This window comes from Clostridium rhizosphaerae (assembly GCF_016765585.1).
Classification (GTDB): domain Bacteria; phylum Bacillota; class Clostridia; order Clostridiales; family Clostridiaceae; genus Clostridium_AT; species Clostridium_AT rhizosphaerae.
This window is the reverse complement of the sequence record NZ_JAESWC010000018.1, coordinates 412,447-433,348: the sequence shown is the minus strand read 5'-3', so window position 1 is coordinate 433,348 and position 20,902 is coordinate 412,447. Positions and strand designations below refer to the sequence as shown.

21 protein-coding genes, 5 tRNA genes and 1 other annotated feature are annotated in these 20,902 nt (G+C 34.0%); of the genes, 22 read left to right on the top strand and 4 right to left on the bottom strand.

All coding sequences use genetic code 11. The features are described from left to right. Positions 1–4 precede the first annotated feature (4 nt). The 3 genes from dapB to JK636_RS20875 form a co-directional block, all read right to left on the bottom strand. Positions 5–760 (bottom strand): 4-hydroxy-tetrahydrodipicolinate reductase, encoded by a 756-nt coding sequence (dapB, locus tag JK636_RS20885; protein ID WP_202750911.1) that lies wholly within the window; start codon positions 758–760, stop codon positions 5–7. A gap of 18 nt (positions 761–778) precedes the next feature. Beyond that, positions 779–1,657, bottom strand: a complete 879-nt coding sequence (gene dapA, locus JK636_RS20880) for a 4-hydroxy-tetrahydrodipicolinate synthase (protein WP_202750910.1) — start codon at positions 1,655–1,657, stop codon at positions 779–781. Positions 1,658–1,783: 126 nt separating this feature from the next. Next, on the bottom strand, positions 1,784–2,779 hold the full coding sequence (locus JK636_RS20875) for an aspartate-semialdehyde dehydrogenase (protein WP_202750909.1): 996 nt from the start codon (positions 2,777–2,779) through the stop codon (positions 1,784–1,786). Positions 2,780–3,313: 534 nt separating this feature from the next. On the opposite strand from JK636_RS20875, the gene JK636_RS20870 reads away from it, so the two are divergent. The 18 genes from JK636_RS20870 (at position 3,314) to JK636_RS20785 (ending at position 17,602) form a co-directional block, all read left to right on the top strand. Next, entirely contained in the window at positions 3,314–4,999 is a 1,686-nt protein-coding gene (locus tag JK636_RS20870; protein ID WP_202750908.1) for a peptide ABC transporter substrate-binding protein, read from the top strand. Between the two features lie 91 nt (positions 5,000–5,090). Next, positions 5,091–6,023 carry an ABC transporter permease gene (locus JK636_RS20865; protein WP_202750907.1) on the top strand — a complete coding sequence of 311 codons (933 nt, stop codon included), beginning with the start codon at positions 5,091–5,093 and terminating at the stop codon, positions 6,021–6,023. 11 nt (positions 6,024–6,034) lie between these two features. Next, positions 6,035–6,955, top strand: a complete 921-nt coding sequence (locus JK636_RS20860) for an ABC transporter permease (RefSeq protein WP_202750906.1) — start codon at positions 6,035–6,037, stop codon at positions 6,953–6,955. A 14-nt stretch (positions 6,956–6,969) separates the two neighbouring features. Continuing rightward, positions 6,970–7,983 carry an ABC transporter ATP-binding protein gene (locus JK636_RS20855; RefSeq protein ID WP_202750905.1) on the top strand — a complete coding sequence of 338 codons (1,014 nt, stop codon included), beginning with the start codon at positions 6,970–6,972 and terminating at the stop codon, positions 7,981–7,983. After that, on the top strand, positions 7,983–8,939 hold the full coding sequence (locus JK636_RS20850) for an ABC transporter ATP-binding protein (protein ID WP_202750904.1): 957 nt from the start codon (positions 7,983–7,985) through the stop codon (positions 8,937–8,939). Before JK636_RS20855 ends, JK636_RS20850 begins: the two co-directional genes overlap by 1 nt. A 446-nt stretch (positions 8,940–9,385) precedes the next feature. Further along, on the top strand, positions 9,386–10,306 hold the full coding sequence (locus tag JK636_RS20845) for an ABC transporter permease subunit (protein WP_202750903.1): 921 nt from the start codon (positions 9,386–9,388) through the stop codon (positions 10,304–10,306). 8 nt (positions 10,307–10,314) lie between these two features. Then, positions 10,315–11,235 carry an ABC transporter permease gene (locus JK636_RS20840; RefSeq protein WP_202750902.1) on the top strand — a complete coding sequence of 307 codons (921 nt, stop codon included), beginning with the start codon at positions 10,315–10,317 and terminating at the stop codon, positions 11,233–11,235. 9 nt (positions 11,236–11,244) lie between these two features. After that, positions 11,245–12,252: an ABC transporter ATP-binding protein gene (locus JK636_RS20835; RefSeq protein ID WP_202750901.1), complete on the top strand. Its 1,008-nt coding sequence runs from the start codon at positions 11,245–11,247 to the stop codon at positions 12,250–12,252. Between the two features lie 2 nt (positions 12,253–12,254). After that, positions 12,255–13,232 (top strand): ABC transporter ATP-binding protein, encoded by a 978-nt coding sequence (locus tag JK636_RS20830; RefSeq protein ID WP_202750900.1) that lies wholly within the window; start codon positions 12,255–12,257, stop codon positions 13,230–13,232. A gap of 73 nt (positions 13,233–13,305) precedes the next feature. Then, entirely contained in the window at positions 13,306–14,976 is a 1,671-nt protein-coding gene (locus tag JK636_RS20825; RefSeq protein WP_202750899.1) for a peptide ABC transporter substrate-binding protein, read from the top strand. 136 nt (positions 14,977–15,112) lie between these two features. Next, on the top strand, positions 15,113–15,394 hold the full coding sequence (locus JK636_RS20820; protein ID WP_202750898.1) for an alpha/beta-type small acid-soluble spore protein: 282 nt from the start codon (positions 15,113–15,115) through the stop codon (positions 15,392–15,394). 73 nt (positions 15,395–15,467) lie between these two features. Beyond that, entirely contained in the window at positions 15,468–16,223 is a 756-nt protein-coding gene (locus tag JK636_RS20815; RefSeq protein ID WP_202750897.1) for a class I SAM-dependent DNA methyltransferase, read from the top strand. Next, positions 16,213–17,091: an Hsp33 family molecular chaperone HslO gene (gene hslO, locus JK636_RS20810; protein ID WP_202750896.1), complete on the top strand. Its 879-nt coding sequence runs from the start codon at positions 16,213–16,215 to the stop codon at positions 17,089–17,091. Before JK636_RS20815 ends, hslO begins: the two co-directional genes overlap by 11 nt. Before the next feature lie 105 nt (positions 17,092–17,196). Continuing rightward, positions 17,197–17,272, top strand: a tRNA-Val gene (locus tag JK636_RS20805). Positions 17,273–17,278: 6 nt separating this feature from the next. After that, positions 17,279–17,355: transfer RNA gene (locus JK636_RS20800), tRNA-Asp, on the top strand. A gap of 11 nt (positions 17,356–17,366) precedes the next feature. Then, positions 17,367–17,442: transfer RNA gene (locus tag JK636_RS20795), tRNA-Phe, on the top strand. Positions 17,443–17,450: 8 nt separating this feature from the next. Beyond that, positions 17,451–17,525, top strand: a tRNA-Gly gene (locus JK636_RS20790). A 3-nt stretch (positions 17,526–17,528) separates the two neighbouring features. Further along, a tRNA-Cys gene (locus JK636_RS20785) sits at positions 17,529–17,602 on the top strand. A 50-nt stretch (positions 17,603–17,652) separates the two neighbouring features. Here the strand turns inward: JK636_RS20785 and JK636_RS20780 are convergent. Further along, entirely contained in the window at positions 17,653–18,360 is a 708-nt protein-coding gene (locus JK636_RS20780; protein ID WP_202750895.1) for a DUF6873 family GME fold protein, read from the bottom strand. Between the two features lie 146 nt (positions 18,361–18,506). Here JK636_RS20780 and ytxC point away from each other — a divergent pair, with 146 nt between their 5' ends. The 4 genes from ytxC to rplT all read left to right on the top strand — a co-directional run bounded on the left by ytxC (position 18,507) and on the right by rplT (position 20,728). Beyond that, on the top strand, positions 18,507–19,406 hold the full coding sequence (gene ytxC, locus JK636_RS20775) for a putative sporulation protein YtxC (protein WP_202750894.1): 900 nt from the start codon (positions 18,507–18,509) through the stop codon (positions 19,404–19,406). A 62-nt stretch (positions 19,407–19,468) separates the two neighbouring features. After that, positions 19,469–19,581, top strand: a sequence feature (ribosomal protein L20 leader region). Between the two features lie 13 nt (positions 19,582–19,594). After that, positions 19,595–20,122 carry a translation initiation factor IF-3 gene (gene infC, locus JK636_RS20770; RefSeq protein ID WP_202750893.1) on the top strand — a complete coding sequence of 176 codons (528 nt, stop codon included), beginning with the start codon at positions 19,595–19,597 and terminating at the stop codon, positions 20,120–20,122. Positions 20,123–20,141: 19 nt separating this feature from the next. Beyond that, a complete protein-coding gene (gene rpmI, locus JK636_RS20765; protein ID WP_021656917.1) occupies positions 20,142–20,339 on the top strand; it encodes a 50S ribosomal protein L35 in 198 nt (65 codons plus the stop codon). A gap of 29 nt (positions 20,340–20,368) precedes the next feature. After that, positions 20,369–20,728, top strand: a complete 360-nt coding sequence (gene rplT / locus JK636_RS20760) for a 50S ribosomal protein L20 (protein ID WP_021656916.1) — start codon at positions 20,369–20,371, stop codon at positions 20,726–20,728. Positions 20,729–20,902: the final 174 nt, after the last annotated feature.

Sequence of the window (20,902 nt, the reverse complement as noted above, 5' to 3'; positions counted from 1 at the left end):
TTATCTATATTGAATTTTCAAGCACATTGTCCATTGAGTAAAAACCAATAGGTTTTCCTCCCATGTACTCGCATGCTTTTAAAGCTCCAACCGCAAATACATCTCTTGACATTGCTGAGTGTTTTATTTCTATGGTTTCTCCCTGTCCGGCAAAAATAATATCATGTTCACCAACTATGCTTCCTCCTCGTACGGCATGTATCCCTATATCACTATGCTGTCTTTTGCCTGAGCCTTCTCTTCCATAAACATAATCTGTTTTCTCAGGAATAGCAGCTTTAATAGTGTTTGCGAGAAGAAGTGCTGTTCCGCTAGGAGAATCTACCTTTTGATTGTGATGTTTTTCAACTATTTCTATATCATAATCTTTATATAAAAGAGCACTTACTTTCTTAAGTATATTATTAACTATATTTACACCTAAAGACATATTTGCTGATCGAAATACTGGTATCACCTTACTGTATTGTTCGATCTTTGAAAGCTGCTCCGAGGTATAACCCGTTGTGCATAATACTATAGGAAGATTTTTTTCTTTTGAATATTCTAAAATACTATCTAAGGAATCAGGTCTGGAAAAATCAAGTATAACATCAATAACTTCTTTACAATCAAAAATATTAGAATAAACAGGATAATCAGACTTTGATATAAATTTATCAACACCTGCTGCAATTTTTAAATTCGGATAATTCTTGCAAAGGGAAGAAATTGTTGTTCCCATTTTCCCAGAGCATCCATTTAATAAAATATTTATCATTTAATTAACACCACCCTGTTATATTAAACCGTAGGCTTTAAGTTCTCTTTTTAAAACTTCAAGATTTCCGTCATTCATATCACATAAAGGTAGTCTGAGGTGACCTACATTCATGTTCATAAGATTCATTGCTGTTTTTACAGGTATTGGATTGGTTTCAATAAATACAGCATCATTTAATGCCAAAGCATTTAACTGGAGCTTTAAGGCTTCTTCATGCTTTCCTTCAAAATATAACTTGCACATATTGTGCATATCACTTGGTATTATATTAGCAAGAACTGATATAACACCAATGCCTCCAACTGACATAATAGCAATAGTCTGGTCGTCATTTCCGGAGTATATGTCAATTCTGTCTTTGCACAGAGCCTTCATTTTTGCAATTTGACTTATATTACCGCTGGCCTCTTTTATAGCAACAATGTTTTTAAATTCACAAAGTGCAAGAAGAGTTTTTGGTTCTATATTCATTCCGGTTCTTGATGGTACATTATATAAAATTATAGGTTTATTGACACTTTTTGAAATAGCTCCAAAGTGTGCAATAAGGCCTTTTTGTGTAGTTTTATTGTAATAAGGTGTTATAACTAACAGTCCGTCAACACCAATACTTTCAGCCCACTGACTCATTTTAATAGAAGCTTCTGTATTGTTTGTTCCTGTACCTGCAATAACAGGTATTCTTTTATTTACAGTATCTACAGTGAATTTTATAGTTTCTTTTCTTTCAGCTTCACTCATAGTAGAAGCTTCACCTGTGGTTCCGCATGCTACAATAGCATCAGTTCCGTTTTCAATATGCCATTCTAAAAGTTCTTTTAGTTTTTCAAAGTCTACACCAGATTCATTAAAAGGTGTTACAATTGCTACAGCAGAGCCTTTAAAAATACTCATTATTAAATTCCTCCTTTTACTCGAAACACTGGGCAGCCTGAGCTTGTTAGCTTCCGCTCACAGGCTGCCCGTTGAAGTCCATTTAGGACTTCAAGATTCAAATTAACTAAATTGTAGTAATTTTATTTATTTGCCTTCACTTATTATGCATTCTGCAATTTGTACTGCATTTGATGCAGCGCCTTTTCTTATATTGTCTGCTACAACCCAGAGATTAAGTCCGTTTTCCAGGCTAAAGTCTCTTCTGATTCTTCCAACATATACTTCATCATGGCCTTCAGCATCAATTGGCATTGGATAAACTAAATTCTTCACATCATCTTTTAATATAATACCTTCTGATGTTTTATAAAGCTCAAATATATCTTCAAGATTAAATTCGTTTTTCAGCTCTACATTTATACTTTCACTGTGACCATAGTACACAGGAACTCTTACTGTAGTTGCAGTAATCTTTAAAGATGAATCATGCAGTATTTTTTGTGTCTCGTTAATCATTTTAATTTCTTCTTTTGTATATCCATTTTCAGTAAATACATCTATATGAGGAAGTATATTATTTGCTATCGGGTATGAGAATTTTTCAGGTGTTTTTCCTTTAAGACCTTCTTCTAAGTCAGAAAAACCACCCATTCCTGCGCCTGATACAGCTTGATAAGTAGAATAAACTATTCTTTTGATTCCATATCTATTGTAAAGCGGCTTTAAAGCTACCACAGCTTGAATTGTAGAACAATTAGGATTTGCTATAATTCCTTTGTTCCATTTGATGTCTTCCGGATTAACCTCAGGTACTACCAAAGGAACCTCAGGATTCATTCTCCAGGCGCTGCTGTTATCAATGACAGTAGCGTTATATTTTGCAAAGATTGGAGCAAATTTTAGGCTCACATCACCGCCTGCTGAAAACAGAGCAAAGTCTATAGATTTGCCTTTTATGTTTTCCTCACTAAGTTCTTCTACTAATAGTTCTTTTCCTTTGAAGATAACTAGTGAACCTGCTGATTTTTTAGAAGCAAATAAGTAAAGTTTTTCTACGGGGAAGTTCCTTTCCTCTAGTACTTGAAGAAACTTTCTTCCAACCATACCAGTGGCTCCTACAATTGCTACGTTATAATTCATGATAAAACCTCCTAAAAACAGTATACTATATTATATAAAATATAAAGAAAAAATCATATAGTTTACTATAATAAAATAAAAATTTTAAAGGTAATAATGCCTTTGAAATAGGAATATTATTTCAATATTAAAATAAAAATGTAATATGGAGGAAAAAACTAAATTATAAGGCAGTTAATTCATCAACATCAAAATAATCCAAAAAAGAAGGAAGCAATTCATAAGACTGAAAATTATAAACATATTTCCTTAAATTATATGATGAAAAATAGAATTATATCAGGTTGACAAGCCTAAAATTGTATGCTACGATATTGAAAATGAAAAATTCAAATAACCTTCATTCAAATTTACAACTATTTTGTCTATATTTTTGCGGAATAAGAATAAAGTGGCAGATTAAATAAAAAATTTTATATTTTCAGTAAATTTAAGAAGGAAATTTAAATTTTTAGTTGAATATATATAAATACAATAAATTGTTTGTGATAAGTAGCAATACTTATTATATATAAATAAAAAGGGGGAATTCAATTGAAAAGTAAAAAATTAGCGGCAGTTGTAATGGCTACCACAGTTTTAACTTCAGTGTTAGCTGGATGTTCATCAAAACCAGCGCCAACTCCAACAGGAGGAAATACTGCAGACATTGACAAGGATCAGTATTTAAATCTAGTTCTTGCAGCTGAACCTAAGACAATGGACATATCAAAAGCTACAGACCTTTATTCAACTCAAGTACTTAAGGAAATTACAGAAGGCTTAACCAGAATGGAAACTGACAAGGATGGAAAAGAGTTTGCTGCACCAGCAGGAGCAGAAAAATGGGTTACATCTCCAGACGGATTAAAGTGGACATTCACATTAAGAGATTACAGCTGGGCTGATGGTCAAAAGGTTAAAGCTTCAGATTATGTATACAGCTTACTTAGAACTCTTGATGCAAACACAGCATCACAATATGCTTACTTCTTATTCCCAATAAAGGGAGCAGAAGCTTACAATGCTGGTAAAGGAAAGAAAGAAGATGTTGGAGTTAAAGCTGTAGATGACAAGACTCTTGAATTTACATTGAACCAACCAACACCATACTTCCTATTATTAACTAACTACAAAACTTTCTTACCTCAAAGAGAAGACTTTGTTAAGAAGTACGGCGACAAGTACGGTACTGAACTTGAAACATTACCAGTAAGCGGTCCTTTCAAAATAACTGAATGGGTACACCAAAACAAAGTTACTCTTGAAAAGAACGATAAATACTGGGATAAAGACAAAGTTAAATTAAGCAAAGTTAACTATAAAATAATAAAAGATGAAAATGCTAGAATGAATGAACTTCTTAATGGTTCATTAGATTCATCAGGCGTTAGAAAGCAAGAATGGGTAGATAAATTTACTCAAGCAGGAAAGTATAACCAGATAGGCGGATATGATGGATCTATAGTTTACCAATTTTACAATCAAAAATCTAAAATATTCAGCAATGCTAAAACTAGACTTGCTATGAACCTTGCTCTAAACAGAGAAGATATAGTTAAGACACTTTACAAAGGTCTTGGAACTCCTGCTTATGGATGGATACCATATGGAATTCAAATTGGAACTGAAGAATACAGAAAAGCTGTTGGAGTTGAGCCTTTAAAGGCTGCTGCTGAAAAGAATAAAGATCCTAAAGCTTTATTTATTGAAGGTATGAAAGAATTAGGTCTTGGCGAAGATCCAAGCAAAGTTACAATTAAGATGTTAGAATCTGGTACAGATGCACAATCAAAGGAATTTGCTGAGTACTATCAACAAGCTTATCAAAAAGCTCTTGGCGTAAAGATCGACATTCAATACATGGAATGGGATACTTTCCAAAAGAAATTAGATGCATTTGAATATGATTTAGCTGGTATGGCATGGGGCGAAGACTACAATGACCCAATGACATTTATGGATATGTGGTTAAGCAATGCTAACCAAGTTCAAACTGGCTGGAAAAATGCTAAGTACGATGATTTAGTTAACAAGACAAGAACAGCTAAAGACAGTAAAGAAAGATTAGACTTATTCAAACAAGCTGAGCAAATGCTTGTAGTTGATGAAGCTACTGCAGCTCCTGTTACTTACAGAAAATATCAAACATTCAGAGCTAAGTATGTTCAGAATTTAATGCTTGTAAACTTTGGAGAACCAGAACTTAAGTATGCATATACTCAAGGAAGAGGAAAATAATAAATAGTTCTTTAAAGGCATAAAAGATATATAAAGTTGCTGCAGAGTGGTTACCTGCAGCAACCAATTTTATTTAATGGAGGGATGACAAATGCTAAAATTTATAGCAAAGCGTTTAGGTTATATGATAGTCACCTTATGGATTATTACAACAATTACCTTTATGCTTATGCATCTTATGCCTGGTGATCCATTGTCAACAGGAGCAAAGAAATTGCCTGCAGCAGTTCAGGCTAATTTTAGAGCAAAATATGGTTTGGATAAATCAGTTCCTGAGCAGTACTTTGCATATATTAAAAATATAGTTAAGGGTGATTTGGGAGAATCTCTTGTTTATCCTGGAAGAGATGTAAAACAGATTATTAAAGAACAAACCCCAAGATCAGCAAGACTTGCGGTTCAGTCAATATTTTTAGGATTTACCATTGGATGTGCTTTAGGACTTGTAGCAGCCTTCAATAGAGGAAAATGGCCAGATTATTTGGTTATATTTATTGCACTATTAGGTATTTCCGTACCAAGCTTTGTAATAGGTGCGTTATTGCAGTATGCATTTACTGTTAAGCTTATGTGGTTCCCGACAACAGGATGGGGAAGCTTTAAGCATACAGTGTTGCCTTCAATAGCATTAAGTTTTGGTGCTATAGCAGTTTATGCAAGATATATGAGAGCTAATGCTCTTGACGTTATTGGACAAGACTATATATTAACAGCTAGAGCAAAAGGAGTATCCAAGTTTGCATTAGTTTGGAAGCACGTAGTTAGAAATGCAATACTTCCTGCAATAACAATACTTGGACCTGAAATAGCTGGAATGATTACTGGTACTTTTGTTATCGAAACTATGTTCTCCATCCCTGGTCTTGGTAATTACTTCGTTTCAAGTATAACAGACAAGGACTTTACTATGATTATGGGTCAAACTATTTTCGTAGCTGCACTTTATATTGTATCTCTAGTTGCAGTTGATATAGTATATGGACTTGTAGATCCAAGAATAAGAATAACAGGTGAAAAGAGATAGGAGGGCAAAACATGGCTGAATTAAGCAAAGATAAGTTTCGAATAGTTGGTTGTGAGAATGCCGATGCTGACGAAATATTAAGACCTAATATGACATACTTTCAAGACGCTTGGAGAAGACTTAAGCAAAATAAAGTAGCTATAGTTTCTTTGATTGTTTTGTTATTAATATCTTTATTTACAATATTTGGTCCTATGATGACTCATTTTAAATTTGAAGAAACTAATACAGATATAATAAATCAAAGACCTAATCTTGTTCACTTATTTGGTACAGATGTTCTAGGAAGAGATTTATTTGCAAGAGTTTCAATAGGCGGAAGAGTATCTATGATTATAGCTCTTGTTGGAGCGATTATTGATACTGTTGTTGGTGTGCTATATGGTGGTGTTGCTGGATATTTCGGCGGTATTGTTGATGATATAATGATGAGAATTATCGAAATATTAGGGAGTATTCCTTATTTAATAGTTGTTATACTTATTTCTCTTGTATTAACAGAGGGTGGAATTCTTCCTATAATAGTTGCTTTATGCTTTACGGGTTGGGTTGGTATGGCCAGGCTTGTAAGAGGACAAATTTTGCAGATAAAAGAGCAGGAATATGTTCTTGCAGCGCAGGCCCTTGGAGCTAATGCAAACAGAATAATATTAAGACACTTAATTCCTAACACTGTTGGTGTTATGATAGTTTCTATAACTTTTGATATACCTAGCTTTATATTTGCTGAAGCTTTTCTAAGTTTTATAGGATTAGGAATAAAATCACCTAATACAAGCTGGGGTGCATTAGCATCATCAGGACAGCAGAACTTGATGTTCTATCCTACACAGTTATTTTTCCCATCGTTATTTATCAGTTTAACGATGCTTTCATTTAATTTACTCGGTGATGGATTAAGAGATGCTCTGGATCCAAGATTACGTCAATAGGGGGAGAAATAGCGATGGAAAGAATATTAGATGTTAAAAACTTAAAAGTATCTTATCATACCTATGCTGGTGAAGTTCAATCAGTAAGAGGTGTTGATTTCTATTTAAATAAAGGTGAAACCTTAGCTGTTGTTGGTGAATCAGGCTGCGGTAAGTCTGTTACAGCAAAGTCTATAATGAGGCTTATTCAAACACCTGGTGAAATAAAACAGGATTCAGAAATATTATTTGATGGGAAAGATTTAGCTAAGCTTTCAGAAAAGGAATTAAGAGAAATTAGAGGTTCCGAGATAAGCATGATTTTCCAGGACCCAATGACTTCATTAAATCCTACAATGACGATTGGAAAGCAAATTGCTGAAAGTTTAATTATTCATAGAGGTATGAGCAAGCATGAGGCTTTAGCTGAGGCTGCAAAAATGTTGAAGCTTGTTAATATTCCAAATGCAGAAAAAAGAGTTAAGCAGTATCCGCATGAATTTTCAGGCGGTATGAGACAAAGAGCTATGATTGCTATAGCGCTTGCCTGCAATCCTAAAATTCTTATAGCTGACGAGCCTACTACTGCTCTTGACGTTACAATTCAAGCTCAGATAATGGATCTTATAGGAGATCTTCAAAACAAGCTTGGAACAGCAGTTATACTTATAACTCACGACCTTGGTGTAGTAGCTGACTCTGCTCACAGAATACAGGTTATGTATGCAGGAAAGATAATTGAAAGAGGAACTACAGATGAAATATTCTATAATCCTCAGCATCCATATACTTGGGCGCTTTTACAATCTGTTCCAAGATTAGATACTGGACATAAGGACAGCTTATACTCCATAAAAGGAACACCTCCGGATCTTTTAAAGCCTCCAGTAGGATGTCCTTTTGCATCAAGATGCGAGTATGCTATGCCTATATGTAAAGAGGCTATGCCTGAGATTACTAAGATGACAGAGAACCACGAAGTATCTTGCTGGCTTAAGCATCCTTTAGCACCAAAAGTAGAAAAAAGCTTAGCAGGAGGTGCAAAATAATGGCAGCAGAAAATTTAATCGAAGTTAAAAATCTTAAAAAATATTTTAAAGTAGGCAAGGATGCTACACTAAAAGCGGTAGATGATGTAAGCTTTGTTATTAAAAAAGGTGAAACCTTAGGACTAGTAGGAGAGTCCGGCTGCGGCAAGACTACCTGCGGAAGAACTGTTATGGGTTTATATTCAGCTACAGCTGGAGAAGTTTTATTTGATGGTGTAAATATCCAAGGTTTAAATAAAAAAGATAAAAAGGAATTTAGTAGAAGAGCACAGATAATATTCCAAGACCCTTATGCATCCTTGAACCCAAGAATGACAGTAGGGGATATTATTGGAGAAGGTATTGATATTCATAATCTTCATACAGGACAAGAGAGAACAAATAGAATTTATAAACTCTTAGAGCTTGTAGGATTAAATAAAGAGCATGCTTCAAGATTTCCTCATGAGTTTTCAGGAGGACAAAGACAAAGAATAGGTATTGCAAGAGCACTTGCTATAGAACCAGATTTTATAGTTTGTGACGAACCTATTTCAGCGCTTGACGTTTCTATACAGGCGCAAATAGTAAACCTGCTTATTAAACTTCAAAAAGAGCTAGGTCTTACTTATTTATTCATTGCCCATGACCTATCAATGGTTAAGCATATATCCGACAGAGTAGGTGTTATGTATTTGGGCACTATGGTTGAGTTAGCAAGCAGCCACACTTTATATGAAAAACCTTTACACCCTTACACTCAGGCGCTGCTTTCAGCAATTCCTATTCCTGACCCAGAAACCGAAAGGAATAGACAAAGAATTATGCTTGAAGGCGAAGTGCCAAGCCCTATCAACCCAAAACCAGGTTGCAGATTTGCGGCTAGATGCAGATATGCAAAACCAATCTGCAGTGAGGCACAGCCTGAGTTTAAAGAAATTGAAAAGGATCATTTTGTGGCTTGTCATCTCTTTTAAGATGAGGGGGAGCAATCTCCCTCATCATTTTTAAATACATACTTCCATATTATTACTTATTAGTATTATTAACCTAATCATTTCATTATAAATATTTTTTCTTAAAAACAACTCTGTACATTTCATAAATTTTTTCATTATAATTTCTGCTTGAATTCTTCATGAGTATTCACATAACAAGTATTTTATGCATAGTTATTTATTAATTATTTATTAAAAAGGTATTACTAAAGTTTGAATTTCAAGAATATTTAATTAAATGACTGAATATATATTTATATCATCGAAATATTTATATACAAAGCAAAAGCTTCAATACATTAATGATCTACTAAATATCCTTAAAGATTAGATATTATATGACATCATTAATGTAGAAACTTTATTGTATTTTATATATTTAAAACCAAAGAAAATATTAATAAATTTAATTAGGGGGAGTTGTTGTGGGCAGATATGTACTAAAAAGAATATTCTCAAGCATTATAACCTTATGGGTTGTAGTAACCCTAACCTTTACCTTATCAAGGGTAATACCGGGTGGACCGTTTGATTCAGAGAAGGATACACCAATAGAAGTAAGAAAAAACCTTGAGGAGAGGTATAAATTAAATGAGCCTGTGTATATTCAATACGTGGATTATTTAAAGAATTTGGTTAAACTGGATTTAGGGCCGTCGTTTAAGCAAAAAGGAGTTTCTATAAATGAAATTATAAGCAGAGGATTTCCTGTTTCTGCAAAGTTGGGTGTTGCAGCTGTCAGTTTAGCGGTTATATTTGGATTGATATTAGGTATAATAGCTGCTCTTAAGCAGGGGAGATGGCCTGATAGGGTGACTATGTTTATAAGCACTCTTGGAGTAACCATACCAGCCTTTGTTATTGCAACACTGTTTATATATTTCTTCGCTGAAAAATTGAGATGGTTTCCGGTATATGGATTAGATACCCCAAGACATTATGTATTGCCTGCAATAGCATTAGGCGGATACTCAATGGCGTTTATCTCAAGGCTTGTTAGATCAAGTCTTTTAGATGTAATAAGGCAGGATTACATTAGAACAGCGAAGGCAAAAGGTTTATCTGAAACTTCTATAATTATTAAGCATGCACTTAAAAATGCTATGCTTCCAGTTGTAACTTATCTGGGACCCCTTGTGGCAGGTGTTTTGACAGGAAGCTTTGTTATAGAAAAGATTTTTACAATACCAGGTCTTGGCAGATCTTTTGTTGATAGTATAGGAAATCGTGACTATACAGCTATATTAGGTGTAACGGTGTTTTATAGCTTGTTCTTAGTATTATGTAATCTGTTTGTTGACTTAGTTTATGCCTTTATTGATCCAAGAATTAAACTGGAAGGGTAGTGAGCAGTATGGAAAGTTCTTACGAGAAGCTTAATTTTGAATTTGTTGATAAAGAAAAAAAGGCTGCACAAGAATCTATAAGACCAAGTGTAAGCTACTGGCAGGATGCTTGGAGAAGGCTTAAGGAAAATAAAGTAGCTATGATTTCTATGGTGACTATATTTGTTATAGTAATTTTAGCTATTGTGGGACCTTACATTAGTAAATTTGATTATTCAAGTAATGATCTTATTAATTCTAATCAATATCCTGATAAAGTTCATTGGTTTGGTACCGATGAGCTTGGAAGAGATTTATTTGTAAGAGTTATGTATGGGGCGAGAATTTCTTTGTCTGTTGGGTTTGTTGCAGCTTTTATAAACTTAACTATAGGCATACTGTATGGTGGAATTTCCGGATATCTTGGCGGAAGAGTAGATAACCTAATGATGAGAATCGTTGATGTTATTTATAGTATCCCAATGATGCTTTATGTAATTTTGCTGATGGTTGTACTAGGAAAAGGACTGACTAATGTATTTATAACCCTTGGTATTGTATATTGGGGAAATATGGCCCGTATAGTTAGAGGTCAGGTGCTTTCCCTAAAGGAACAGGAATTTATATTGGCGGCTAAAGCAGCCGGAGCTAAAAAAAGCAGAATAATTTTAAGACATCTTATACCTAACTGCATGGGACAGATTATTGTAACTTTAACTTTATCTATTCCCGGGGCAATATTTACAGAAGCTTTTTTAAGCTTTATAGGACTTGGAGTTTCCGCTCCTATGTCAAGTTGGGGAACACTTTGCAACGATGCTCTTTCAATTTTTAAAACTCATCCTTATCAGTTGTTTATTCCAGCAATTGCAATTTGTATAACTATGATTGGCTTCAATTTATTCGGTGATGGGCTAAGAGATGCTCTTGACCCTAAGATGAGAAAGTAGGTGTATTTTATGGATAATTTGCTTGAAATAAAAGATTTAAGTACCTCTTTCTTTACTCATGTGGGTGAAGTTAAAGCAGTAAGAAATATATCCTTTGACTTAAAACGCGGTGAGGCGATAGGAATAGTAGGGGAGTCTGGAAGCGGTAAGTCTGTTACTATGTTTTCGGTCATGAGACTTTTAGTCGAAACAGGGAAAATAGTAAATGGAAGTGTAGTTTTTGATGGAAGAGATATAGTTACCTTAAAAGAAAAAGAGATGAAAGAAATCAGAGGAAATAATATTAGTATGATATTTCAAGATCCTATGACTTCATTAAATCCAGTCCTAAGGATTGAAACACAAATGGTTGAAGCTTTAAGACTGCATAAAGGACTTGGAAAGGAAGAAGCAAGAAAAGTATCCGTTGATATGCTTAGACTTGTTGGAATACCAAGCCCTGAAAAAAGAATGAAACAGTATCCTCATGAATTCTCAGGCGGTATGAGACAAAGAGTTATGATTGCTATGGCGCTTTCTTGTCAGCCAAAGCTCTTAATAGCGGATGAACCTACAACAGCTCTAGATGTTACTATTCAGGCGCAAATACTTGAAATTTTAAATGATTTAAGAGAAAAATTAAATACATCTATCATTTTGATTACTCATGACCTAGGAATAGTAGCCGATATTTGTGACAAGGTAAATGTTATGTACGGAGGCTGCATAGTTGAAAAAGGGACTACAAGAGATATTTTTAATAATTCTAAGCATCCATATACATGGGGACTTTTAGACAGTGTGCCAAATCCAAAGACCTTGACGAAAGAGAGACTTAAGCCTATAGAGGGTCAGCCGCCGGATTTGTTGAATCCTCCTAAAGGATGTCCTTTTGCACCACGCTGTAAGTTTGCAATGGAAGTATGTCTTCAAAAGATGCCAGAGGAATTTAAAATAAGTGATACTCAAAGATCAGCCTGCTGGTTAAACCATCCTTTAGCTCCTAAAGTAGAAAGGTCAACTAAGAGAGGGGTATAGAAATGAATGAAGAGTATTTGGTTTCTGTTAAAAATTTAAAAAAGTACTTTCCTATTAATAAAGGATTGTTTAATAAATCTGTGAGCAATGTTAAGGCAGTTGATGATGTATCCTTTGATATAAAAAAAGGAGAGACATTAGGTCTTGTTGGTGAGTCAGGATGTGGAAAAACTACCTGTGGAAGAACTCTCATAAAGCTTTATGAGCCTACCAGTGGTGAAATAATATATAATGGACAGCATATTGAAAAATTATCAGAGAAAGAAATGCTTATCTATAGAAGAAAAATGCAGATTATTTTTCAGGATCCCTACGCTTCTCTAGACTCAAGAATGACTGTTGGAGATATTGTTGGAGAATCTATTGATATACATAAGCTTATGAAAGGCAAAGAAAGAAAAGAAAGAATAGATTATTTGCTTAACATGGTTGGATTAAATACGGAACATATGAACAGATATCCTCATGAGTTTTCAGGGGGACAAAGACAGAGAATCGGGATAGCAAGATCCCTAGCCGTTGAACCAGAATTTATAATCTGCGATGAACCTATATCTGCTTTAGATGTATCCATCCAAGCCCAAGTAGTTAACATGCTGGAGGATTTGCAGGATTCTTTAGGATTAACATATCTATTTATAGCTCACGACCTATCAATGGTTAAGCACATATCAAATAGAATAGGTGTTATGTATTTGGGGAATTTAGTTGAGATAGCGGAAAGTAATGAACTCTATACTCATCCTGTGCATCCGTATACAACGGCGTTATTGTCTGCTATACCAATACCCGATCCAGATGAAGCTGCCCAAAGGAAAAGAATAGTGTTAGAGGGAGATGTTCCAAGTCCGATTGACCCTCCTCCAGGCTGCAGGTTTAGAGGAAGATGCAGATTTGTAAAAGAAGTATGCAAAGAAGTAACACCATCTTTAAAAGATATTGGAGGCGGACATCAAGTAGCGTGCCATCTAGTTGAATAATTTGTAAATTAACAACCTCAAAATATTTATGGTTGTTAAGATAAATATTGAAAAAATAAAGGGGGAAAATTTAATGGTAAAGAAAAAGCTTTCAAAATTGTTTATACTCGTGACTACTATAGTTATGACCACTTCCATATTTGCAGGCTGCAGCAAGCCAGCTCCTGCTAATACTAATCCGGGTACAAGTGCTGCAAAAGATGAACAATCAGTTGTTTACAATCTTGGAGCAGAAAATGATACCTACGATCCGGGTCTTGCAACTACAGTTGGATCTGCTACAGTTGTAAATCAGGTGTTTGAGGGACTCATGAGACTTAATGATAAAAACCAGCCGGAACTTGCAGCTGCAGAAAAAGTGGATTTTGATTCTAATAATCCAACTAAATATGTATTTCATATTAGAAAAGATGCAAAGTGGTCAGATGGCCAGCCTGTTAAAGCTAAAGATTATGAATATGCATGGAAAAGAGTATTAGACCCAGCTGTAGCATCAGGCTATGCAACTCAGCTTTATTATTTGAAAAATGGAGCGGCTTTTAATGGAAAGCAGGCTAAAATTGATGATGTTGGTGTAAAGGCAAAGGACGATAATACTCTCGAAGTTGAACTTGAAAATCCAACACCATACTTCTTACAGCTATGTACTCTAGCAACACTTATGCCTGTTAGACAAGATATAGTTGAAAAAGATAAAGACAAGTGGGCAACAAAGCCTGAAACTTATGTAGGAAATGGACCGTTTAAAGTAACTGCTTATACACCTGATAAGGAAATGCAGTTTGTTAAGAACGACAACTATTGGAATAAAGCTCAAGTTAAATTGGATAAAATGAAGTTTGTTATGATAGTTCAGCAGTCTTCAGCATTATCAGCTTTTGAAACAGGTGAAGTTGATTATCTTGACTCAATACCTAGTAATGATGTTCCTAGATTAACTAAGGAAGGCAAGGTTGTTAGTCTGCCTTATATAGGAACTTATTATATAAGCTTAAATAATAAGAAACCAGGACTTGATAATCCAAAGGTTAGAAAAGCTTTATCCTTAGCTATAGACAGACAAGTGCTTATAGATAAGGTTTGGCAGGACCCACGTAAGCCAGCTACATCATTTGTGCCATATGGTTTCCCAGACAGTGATTCCTCAAAGCAGTTTAGAGATGTTGGGGGAGATATGCTTCCTGCAAAGGGCGATGTAGAAAAAGCTAAACAACTTTTAGCTGAAGCTGGATTCCCAGATGGAAAGGGCTTCCCGCAAGTGGAATATGCTTATAATAATGATGAAACTCATAAAAAGATTGCTCAAGCAGTTCAAGATATGTGGAAAAAGAATTTAGGAATCGAAGTTAAACTAAATGAAGTTGAGTGGAAGGTATTTACCCCACAAAGAAGAGCAGGTAACTACTTTATAGCTAGAGATGGATGGATAGGAGACTACATGCACCCAATGACAATGCTTGATATATTTGTTACTAAAGACGGAAATAATCATCCTCAGTACAGCAATCCTAAGTACGATGCATTAATCTTAGGGGCTAAGAAAGAAAAGGATCCAATTAAGTCAATGCAGATGCTTCACGATGCTGAAAAGATACTTATAGATGAAGATTCAGCAATGATTCCAGTAGCTTTCTATGTATCTAATGTAGCTTGTAAGCCTTATGTTAAAGGTGTTCGTAAGACTCCTGTTGGAATGATGTATTTTGACAGAGCTTATGTAGAAGGAAAGGCTGCAGCTAAATAATAATTATTGAATTAAGGTTCAGGGGATTTATCCTCTGAACTTTTTTCTTACATCTTCAAATAATTTCATTTGCAAAGTGAATAAAGAAAATCTCCTAGGTTAAACTAATAAGTAGCAAAACAGGGAGGGGATTTTCATGGGAAAAACACCATTAAAAAAAGTAATTAAAGCAAAATTAAAATCCAACAGAGAACTGACAGAAATTGAAAAGCTTAGAGAAAAAATAAAATATGAAATAGCAGAGGAACTCGGTTTAAGAGATAAGGTGGATAAACATGGGTGGAGTGGCTTAACCGCAGAAGAAACCGGAAGAATAGGTGGGATAATGACTAAAAGAAAAAAAGAATTAAATCTTCCGAGAAACAAAGAGATTATAATGAATAATGGTTATATAGAATTAGAAGATAAAGAGAATTAAAATATTGACTTATGCGATGAAAATATATAATATTAGTTTGGGTATGGAAAATCTTATGAAAGAGGGTTCTTAAATGAGTCAATATAAGGAGTTCGCAGTTATATACGATGAACTGATTAATTCGGATATAGATTATAATACCTGGGCTGATAAAATTATGGACATATGTAATAAATATAATATTGAGGAAGCAGATTATCTTGATTTGGCCTGCGGCACAGGAAACCTTACTCTTAAAATTGCAAAAAATTTCAAAAGAGCTTGGGCTGTGGATTTATCGGAGCAGATGCTTACAGAAGCTGAAGGAAAACTAAGAGCAGCAGGTATAAAAGCAAAGCTTATTTGCCAGGATATATGCAGTCTAAAACTTAATAGCAAGTTTGATTTAATAACTTGCTGCCTAGACTCTACAAACTATATTACAGAGGATGAAGATATTAAATTATATTTTAAAGGTGTATATGATCACTTAAAGGACAATGGATTATTTATATTTGATATTAATTCCTACAATAAGCTGACTGAAGTGCTTGGCAATAATACTTTTACTTTTGATAATGAGGAAGTAGTTTATATATGGGAAAACTTCTTAGAAGATGATATTGTGAGCATGAATCTTACCTTCTTTGTTAAGGAAGAAAATAATTATAGACGATTTGATGAAGAGCACTCTGAGAAAGCATATAAGGAAGAGTATTTAGACAAAATTATTAAGGAAACAGGTTTTAGGGTTATAGAAAAATTAAACAACTATGAAAGTATTTTGATTGATAAAGACTGTGAGAGATTAGTTTATGTTTTGGGAAAAGGAGAAAACAATGTCGGATAAATTAATAAGAGCAACCGCTCAAAATGGAATGGTAAGAATATTCGGAGCTATAACTACCGAACTTGTAGGAGAAGCTGTAAAGATACATAATTGTGCAGCTACTGCAGCAGCAGCACTAGGAAGGATGCTTACAGCAGGAAGTCTTATGGGAGCAATGCTTAAAGCTGAAAAGGATACATTAACCCTTCAAATATTAGGCGGGGGAGAGGCAAAAGGAATTGTAGTCACAGCTTACCCGAATGCAAAAGTTAAAGGCTACATAGGCAACCCAGAGGTTGATCTGCCTGCTAACGACAAAGGAAAGCTTGATGTTGGTGGCGCTGTAGGTTTAAATGGAAACTTATTAGTTATAAGAGATATGGGGCTTAAGGAGCCTTATGTAGGCCAAGTGCCTATTTATACCGGAGAAATAGGGGATGATTTGGCTTACTATTTCACAACTTCAGAACAAACTCCGTCTGCAGTAGGTCTTGGAGTTCTTGTAGATAAGGATTTAAGCATTAGTGCAGCAGGAGGCTTTATTATACAAATCATGCCAGGTGCAAGTGAGCTTGCAGCTGATTTAATAACCTACAGATTAGAGGAAATACCTTCTATTACTGAGCTTATAGAGAAAGGAATGTCTATTGAAGAAATACTTGAATTCATTTTTGAAGATATGGATTTAAATATACTAGACAGCCTGGTTCCGGAGTTTGAATGTGACTGCTCTAGAGAAAGAGTAGAAAAAGCACTTATAAGCATAGGAAGAAAAGACTTAGAAGAGATATACTCAGAAGGCAAGGAAGAAGAAATAAAGTGCCATTTTTGCAATACATCTTATATTTTTAGCAATAAGGATATAGGAGAATTATTAGAAAAATTGTAATAGTGACAAATAGACTCTTAAATAAAAGTGGATAAATTGTGTAAAAAGTTATTGACAATTATGACTTATCATTATATAATCATAAATGTGTTGAGAAGTTTTTGTGGGCGCATAGCTCAGCTGGGAGAGCATCTGCCTTACAAGCAGAGGGTCACAGGTTCGATCCCTGTTGTGCCCACCACAAAATGGCTCAGTAGCTCAGTTGGTTAGAGTGCCGGCCTGTCACGCCGGAGGTCGAGGGTTCGAGCCCCTTCTGAGTCGCCACTTTTCAATATGGCCAGATAGCTCAGTCGGTAGAGCAGAGGACTGAAAATCCTCGTGTCCCTGGTTCGATTCCTGGTCTGGCCACCATAATATATGCGGAAATGACTCAATGGTAGAGTGTCACCTTGCCAAGGTGAAGGTTGCGAGTTCGAATCTCGTTTTCCGCTCCATATGGCGCTATAGCCAAGTGGTAAGGCAGAGGTCTGCAAAACCTTTATCCCCAGTTCAAATCTGGGTGGCGCCTCCATAAATAAAAAGCTGTACAAAAGTACAGCTTTTTATTTTTTATTTAAATTGTTATAAGTTATATATTCTAAATATGCTTCCTCTGTCTATAAGTTTTCCATTTCTTAAAAATACTGGTTTAACATTATGTTTTTTTAAAAAACCCAGTACTTCTTTACCATAAGCATAATAATCTAAACTACCATAAAAGGCTAATAAATCATCTTCTAAAAGCCCACAGCATCCTCCAATAAACCCATAATTAAGTCCAGGAAGCAAAATGTCTCCTGGTGGAAGTAATAATACATCAATATTTTCTTCCTCAGCACTCTCGGCTATACCGATATCGCTAGTAATAATAGCAGCATTGCTTATAATAGCAGTAGAACATTTTGAATAGCCTTGTTTTACATTTTTAAGATTTTTTTCTTTTAAAAAGTGCAGGAGTTTACTATCAGTATACTTTATATTATGTATAAAAATTTTTGGTAAGTTTACTGCATTTAAAATTATGTCAAAAGGATAATTATTTTGAAGCTTATTATCTGAAACTAGAACAGAGTAATTATAAGCTTCTAACTTTTTTATAAAAACAGCTTCCATATCCTTGTGAATGATGATTGTATCTTTATTTACTATATGTAAAAGCATATCAGGATGTCCGCTTACAGCTTCATATAAAACTCTTGACGGAGGAACAATAATAACTTCATAGCCAAGTTTTTCTAAATTGAACTTTTCAACAGTGTCAATTCTATAATCAACAATAACTCCTTTCATATTTCCACCAGCCTTCATAAATAATATTTCTATGATACAGGAATAATATAATAAATTCAAGTTACTTATTTGTCGATAATTGCTTATTTTAATTTGCATATACATTTTCTTAAGACACATACTATTTTTAGAAGGGAGTGTGAGATATGCTGCTTTTAACCGTAGTATATGATAACAGCAAGGAAGACATAGTTGACAGCTTCAGCAAGATGAAAAAGTATTTCCATGATAGAGACATAATAGTAGGCTTTTCGGAAAGCATTGAGAGCAATACTCACTTCTTAAAAATATTTTGTGATGACAATGCTTTTAATACTAGATTCAATAATATTTTTAATCTTTATACGGCTAATATACTTTATGATATAGTAATAGATGAATTTTATAAAAAAGAAATGCAGAGTTTCTTGACAGATACTTATTTTTTCTTAAAGTATGATGAAATAAAGGAGATTAAAAAATTAAGTTTAGATGCTCTTAAAAGTGAAGGAGCTATACTTAATGAGTATATGGTTTATTTTCGGAATAGAAAAAATTCAATTATACAGAAAATAATTGAATGTATTGAGGAAAATAAAGAAATAAATATAAAAGGCTTTATTACCTTTAGAATGAAAGAGCTCATTGATGATATGGAAAGCATAATAGATAAAGTTGTTGAAAGCTATATGGTAGAAAAAGAGTACAGCGAATTTATAAAGCTTTTAAAATATTTTGTTGAAATTCAGGAAAGTAAAATGGAAAAGGTGAACATAATCATTAGACCAGACAGCAGCTATGATATTAAGGATGAGCATGGAAATGATATAATGGATGTGCTCTTCAGTGATCTGTCAGAAGCAAAATACAGCGGTGCAGTAAGTATAGATGATATGCTTATAAGCGGTTTGATTACAAATGCTCCAAACATTGTAGCTATTCATGGAGTTGAAAATTGCAGCAATAAAGAACTATTAGACACTATAAAAAATGTTTTTGGAGACAGAGTGAGCTTCTGTAACAGTTGTGAGTTATGTGAAAAGATTAGAACAGGGGTAAAAGTATAATTGATTTTTACTTAAAATTAAAAAAGTATTTGACAAAATAAAGAATAACGTGTAGAATACTTATTGTTAAGAAGAAACAGCCGTTTCTCACCTTACAGCATTGCTAGTGAGGTTACAATAGGTCAACTATTAATTTGACTATTAAAGGACGGCATTGCCGTCCTTTTTTATATACATTTAAAAGATGTATGGAGGTGAAAATTATTAGTAAAGATTTTCTTTTAAATGAGGAAATAAGAGAAAAGGAAGTCAGAGTTATAGGCAGCGAAAATGAACAACTAGGCGTAATTCTGACCAAGGAAGCTCTAAGAATAGCTGAAGAAAAGGAACTAGATTTAGTTCTTATAGCTCCTACTGCTAATCCACCTGTTTGCAAAATAATGGACTATGGAAAGTTCTTATATGAGCAGTCAAAAAAAGAAAAAGAAGCTAGGAAGAATCAAAAGATTGTAACTATCAAGGAAGTAAGACTTAGTCCTACTATAGAGGAACATGATGTTACAATTAAAGCAAACAATGCTAGAAAATTCTTGATTGATGGCGACAAGGTAAAAGTAACAGTAAGATTTAGAGGTAGAGAAGCTGACTATTCACATGTAGGTCATGGAATACTAAATTCATTTTCAAGCAGATTAGAAGATGTATGTGTAATAGAAAAACCAGCAAAATTAGAAGGAAGAAACATGATTTTGATACTGGCTCCTAAAAGAGCATAATTGAGAGGAGGATTTTACTATGCCTAAAATGAAAACACATAGAGGTGCAGCTAAAAGATTTAAGAAAACAGGATCAGGAAAATTAAAGAGAGCTAAGGCTTTCAAGAGCCATATACTAACAAAGAAGAGCTCTAAGAGAAAGAGAAACCTTAGAAAGACTGGTTATGTGTCAGTTGCTCAAGAAAAAGCAATGAAGAAATTATTACCATATCTATAATATTGAGGTTACAGAAGGAGGTTTTTTAAATGGCAAGAGTTAAAAGAGCTATGAATGCTCGTAAATATCATAAAAAAGTGTTAAAGCTTGCGAAGGGCTACTATGGTGGAAAGAGCAAGTTATTTAAAACTGCTAATGAAACAGTTATTAGAGCATTAAGAAATGCTTATGTTGGAAGAAAGTTAAAGAAGAGAGACTTTAGAAGTCTTTGGATAGCAAGAATAAATGCAGCTACAAGAATGAACGGATTATCATATTCCAGATTTATGAATGGAATTAAGCTTGCTGGTATAGATATAAACAGAAAAATGCTTTCAGAAATAGCTATTAATGATCCAAAAGCATTTTCTGATTTAGTTGAAGTAGCTAAGAAGCAATTAAATGCTTAATATAAAAAATGCAGTTTAAAGCTGCATTTTTTATTTTTTATAGCAATTGTTAAATTGTACTATTTGTGTATAATTATATTATAGATTTATACATATTTTGTATGGTCCTTAAAGCTTATTTATAAGAATATTATTATGGCTAATACATATAAATATAGTTATATTAATATATAC